We start from the raw sequence: 5,120 nt of genomic DNA on the forward strand, positions 1-5,120 counted from the left end.
CAGGGCTGTCCATCGCACTGCCTAATGCTTTGTTCAGTTCATTGACATTGTCGTTATTAAGCGCTGTTTTTGTGGCGCGAGGTGCAAAGTAACGCACATCCACTCCGCTGCCAGCCAGTTCACGATGAAGGGCTTCACTAAAACCCCGCAAGCCAAACTTGGTAGCACAATAGACGCTATAACCGGGCATGCCGATACTTCCCAGAATAGAGCCAACATTGACGATGGTTGATGGTGCATTTTTTTCCAGTAAAGGAATGAAATCGCGTGTCAGTGCAATCTGTGAACTCAGATTAATTGTTAACATCCGTTCAATATCGTTATCTGAATGATCGGTGATGGCAGCAAAACGGTTGATACCCGCCAGATTAATGATCATTTGCAGCGGATAAGGCAGGTTTTCACAATAATCCACCAGTGACTGGCGCTGCGTTGTCTCACTAACGTCAGCGACAAAGTCGTCATGCTTTTCGCCTAAGCTGGCTTTCAGTTCAGTTAGTTTGTCTGCATTGATATCCGTCAATATCAGCTTAGCCCCCTGATCGTGTAATGCCTTAGCTAACTTTTGCCCGATACCACCGGCTGCACCGGTAATCAGAATGGTGACATCTCTCAGACTGTGCATGGCATCTTCTCTTCAGTCAGGCTACGGAAGATATTGCCGTAGAGATAATAAAAGCGTTTGGCACTGTGAATAATGAGATCTTGTTCGGCGGGATCGGTGATTTGATTCATCAGCCCTTCGAAGAATTTGACATGATCCTGATCCAGCGCCCCATGTGATCGCAGATAACTAAAGGCTTTAGTCGGTAAACCTAGTGCATTTTGAATACTTTCTGCGGCTTTATCCGCTGTGGTGATACTAGTGCCTTCCAAGACATGTACCATGCCAAAAAAACCTAGTGGATTGATGCGATGTACCATGTCATAAGCATAGGCGACCATCATTTCTGTCTGCAGATTTGGTTGACTGTGTCTGACCGCTTCTTTATCAGCACCACAGGCGGCGATATCGTTCAGTATCCACTCCTGATGGCCTAATTCTTCTTCAATATATTCAGCCACCGCATTACGTAACCATTCTTTTTGTTCAGGTAAGACACCACCAACACTCATCAAAAGTGGCACGGTATGTTTAACGTGATGATAGGCTTGTGTCAGAAAGTTAATATAAAGCTCGGTAGTGATATCGCCTGTCATCGCTTTGGCAATGATCGGTGCACTGAATAATTGCTCACGTGCTGCCGCTGTTTCTGTTTGTAATCTATCGAAAAAAAGCATTTATGCCTGCTCCTTGTATAAAGCATTTATTTGGTGAGAGTAGCTGTCTAGAATTTGTGTTCTGACGGGACGACCATTTGCCGTCAACGTGCCGTTTTCCACACTGAGTGGCCATTCAAAGCGCTGCCAGTCTGCTAGTTGCGCGTAATCCGGTAGGCGTTTGTTGACCAGGGCTATCCATTGGTCAATCATCGCATCGGTGGTAGTGTCAAAACGAGGCTGAACTAAGACACTGCAATGTGATTTTGCATCTCCAATCACCGTGCAATAGGCCAGAATAGGATTTGCCAATAACTCGCTTTCCACCCACTCCGGATTGATATTTCTGCCAAAGCTACTGATTAATAGATTTTTACGGCGCCCGTTAATATGCAAATAATGGTTGTCATCTATAAAACCTAAATCGCCGGTATTTATCTGCTGCGGATACCAACTATCAGGATGATTGATATAGCCTAAAAAGCAGTTACCTTTAACAATGATTTCACCGGACTCAATACTGACTTTTACATGGTCAAGACACTGACCGACACTGCCTATTTGCCGATAATTTGGGCTATTCAGACTGACCACCGAGCTACATTCAGATAAGCCATAACCCTCAAAAACCGGTAAGCCTAAATCACCAGCTTTCCGTAACAAGTCTGCAGATACACGGCTGCCACCCACGGCAATAAATTTCAAACTATCAGGTACTGGCCAGCCTGTTTCAGTGGCTGACACCAGAGTCAGTAATAATTCGGGTAATAACACCACACTTTCTGGCTGATGTTTGCTCAGCGTTTGTAAAAATTGCTGAACATCAAAACCTCGTCCACCATTAAAGCCAAGCTCGGCTGCTGGTAATAAGGTGACCGATCCTCTGCTTAGCAAAGGTGCGTAAATGCCGGCTAGGTTTTCCAATAAGGTGGTCAGCGGTAATACACACAGGTGTTTGATAGCTTGTAATTCTGTACGTTGGATAATGGCATCAGCCACAGCTAATTGATTATCTGTGCTCATACACACCCCTTTAGGCTGACCAGTAGAACCCGATGTAAAGGTAATTTTTTGGGTTTTCTCTGGAATTTGACTATGACCTTTCTTGGCTAATGGAAACAAAATCAGATTGTCCGTTAACGACAGATGCAACTGGTCAAACAGCTTGAGTGATTGAAATAATGTCGTGCCTTTCGATTCGATTAACGCTAATGTGCCACTTTCACTGATGGCATGATGTTGTTGTTCTGCCGAAAAAAAGGCTGGAATAGGCAAACTGATGACGCCGGCTTCATAACAGGCCAGATCAATACACGCCCAGTCGACACTGTTGTCGGCATATAAGGCAACGACATTCTGTGTATAAGGTAATAGCAGTTCAGTTAGTCTATCCACTTCGTCTATCATCTGACGCCAAGTCAGCTGATGATATGGGTCCTGCAAGGCCAGTGCGTTCGGCTGTTGTGTCGCAATCCGACGTAAACGTTCGACTAACTCAGTCATGACGAAAACTCGCGACAAATTCATTTAATTGATGTTGGTAGCTCTGACGTAAATACAACATAAGGGGGTTGTTGTTAAGTTTTGCCATGGTCTGGCGAATATGACTGGCCACCACAACAGGCTTATCATCGTAATAACTACCCCAGCTTGCCCCTTTATCTGGCAACCTGGTTGGGTCTGCAACACGGATGGCAATAGTCTCAATATCTAATTTCGCCAACCACTGAGAAACGGCTGAATTAGCCGTAAACACAACCCATTCATAACCGGCTTGATAGAACAACTCAGCAAGAAGTAAAAATAAGGTCTGAGTCGCACGTTGTCGTCCTGAGGCCAAGTTTCCGATTTCTACAATGGCATCACGTTGAACGACTGTTTGGGTAAGAATACTGAGCGTCGTTTGAATATCATTATCAAGATAATATTCAAGAAAAAGATGTGATGAATAACTGGCTGGCTGGAAACCAAGTGCTGCTGAAACTAAACCACCTGTCCTGGCAGACAAGATAAACGGCAGAAAATGGCTGATCTCTGCACCGTGTTGTTTTTCAAAGCGCTGATAAATAAATTGTTCAGCGTCCATTCGTCCCGGCTCATTGGCTTTTGCCAGTGTGAGTGGAAAAACAGGCTGAATAATTTGTCGCTCTGCGACGCGTTCAGAGCGGCTTTTATTGACAGACTGTGCCAACGATCTAGCTTCCATAAAATTCCCCTTTGGAGGTGGTATGGAGGCTAGATTAAAAAAGAAAGCTTAACGAAAAATTAAGCTTAAAAAGCTTTATTAATTATTAGACAGGATTATCCCATGCGATTGATTTAATTCAGAAATCTGTTGCTTTATTTGTACTTCCAACAGGCGCTTTCTGCTCTCATTATCATTAGCCAACGCCTGACTGCGCAATAAATCAATCAAATTAATTTCACCTAAATCAAAGGCGCGCTTTTGTAATTGATAATACTGCTGGGTAGTTTTATTTTGTTCCGTGATCAAATCCAGCTGCTGCCGACTACTGTTTAATTCTTCATGAGCAGCGACTTGTCGTGTTTTTAGATCACGCCATAATGATTGACGTGTCACCTGAGCATCAGCTAGTTCGGCTGAGGCTTGAGCGATGGCAGGCTGCCTGTATGCCTTATCATCCAACGCCATGCTAAACCCGATACCCAAGCTATTGGTATAGTCTTCCGCTCTATCACCCCGTTCTCGTCTGACGCCAACAGACAGGCTAGGATTTACTGCACCGTCATATTGTGCCAGTCCCATTTGTGCCTGTAATCTGGCTATCAACTGATCCTGTAACTGCAACTGTGGATGTTGTTGTACGTCTTCGGAAGGGGTGATGACGGTTTCTTCGACCTGTTTTGGCAGGGTGTTTTCACCGGTAATCAGTTGATAAATTTTCAACCGTTGTTGAAGCAACGATGCTGCATTGACCATTTTGCTATGTGCTTCCAGCGTGTTACTGCCTGCCAGTAGTCGTTCAGTTGAAGCAAGATCCCCCGCTTTTACCCGGGACTCCACATCGTTTTGTAACTTTTTCGCGGTTTCCCAAGTCAGTTTCGCTTGTTCTAACTGCGCTTCAGCTAATTTTACTTGCCAGATTTGCTGCCTCACTTCACCCGAGGCTTCCAGTTTCAATGCTTGCTGATAGGCAGGAAGTTCAGCCGCTATTTTTGCTGACAATGCTTGTTGCTGTTGTTTTTGGCCGGGTAACCAAAGCGGTAAGTCCACTCCCCCTTCCCACTCTTGAGAACCTCGTCCAGTACCAACTTCATCACTAAACAGACTTAAATTACCGGTGATAGGTTCTGCAAATAAGCTATTGCTGTATGAGTCATTTGCCTGCTGCAGCTGCTGATACTTACCTTCAGCTAGCAGGCCGGGTAGACGCTGATACACTTTATCAGTGAGTGAAGCCAGATCCAGTCCGGCAGAATAAGGCACTTTGCTGACGGATTCTGCATCGTTTGCAAAAGAAGTGAGCGGGCTGAAAGTGCTTATAAAAGCGGCCATCACAATAGGTGTATATCGTCGCATGTAAAATCCTTAACTCAATGCTGTTCGCTCAAATTTAAGCAGCATGCACCGTGATTATTAAGTCAGACTTAATACAGTATCAAATTGTCACTGTTTGTGTTCGCTTCGGTAGAAACTTATCTGCCATCTGCTCATAAACAGCCAGCATCGCAGGTATGACCAATAACACTAATACTGTTGAAAACATCAAACCAAATGACATAGATACAGCCATTGGAATGAGAAATTGTGCCTGTAACGAGGTTTCAAATAATAATGGTGTCAATCCGGCAATGGTGGTCAGTGAAGTCAATAATACCGCGCGAAGTCGTTGTGTAGA

The 5,120-nt window shown here is 44.5% G+C and carries 6 protein-coding genes; all 6 read right to left on the reverse strand.

What is annotated here, in order from left to right:
- A partial coding sequence (locus tag B4K20_RS05235) for an SDR family oxidoreductase (protein ID WP_289282134.1) occupies positions 1 to 625 on the reverse strand: 625 nt, incomplete at its 3' end.
- Complete coding sequence (locus tag B4K20_RS05240) at positions 613 to 1,281, reverse strand: TenA family transcriptional regulator (RefSeq protein ID WP_289282135.1); 669 nt, start codon at positions 1,279 to 1,281, stop codon at positions 613 to 615. The genes B4K20_RS05235 and B4K20_RS05240, both read right to left, overlap by 13 nt.
- Positions 1,282 to 2,763, reverse strand: a complete 1,482-nt coding sequence (locus B4K20_RS05245; protein ID WP_289282136.1) for an AMP-binding protein — start codon at positions 2,761 to 2,763, stop codon at positions 1,282 to 1,284. It abuts the gene before it with no gap.
- Positions 2,756 to 3,466 (reverse strand): thermostable hemolysin, encoded by a 711-nt coding sequence (locus tag B4K20_RS05250; RefSeq protein WP_289282137.1) that lies wholly within the window; start codon positions 3,464 to 3,466, stop codon positions 2,756 to 2,758. Before B4K20_RS05250 ends, B4K20_RS05245 begins: the two co-directional genes overlap by 8 nt.
- A gap of 78 nt (positions 3,467 to 3,544) precedes the next feature.
- Entirely contained in the window at positions 3,545 to 4,801 is a 1,257-nt protein-coding gene (locus tag B4K20_RS05255) for a TolC family protein (RefSeq protein WP_289282138.1), read from the reverse strand.
- 79 nt (positions 4,802 to 4,880) lie between these two features.
- Positions 4,881 to 5,120, reverse strand: a 240-nt coding sequence (locus tag B4K20_RS05260) for an efflux RND transporter permease subunit (protein WP_289282139.1), incomplete at its 5' end; no start/stop codon positions are given.

This window comes from Methylophaga sp. UBA5088 (assembly GCF_002414625.1).
Taxonomy (GTDB): domain Bacteria; phylum Pseudomonadota; class Gammaproteobacteria; order Nitrosococcales; family Methylophagaceae; genus Methylophaga; species Methylophaga marina.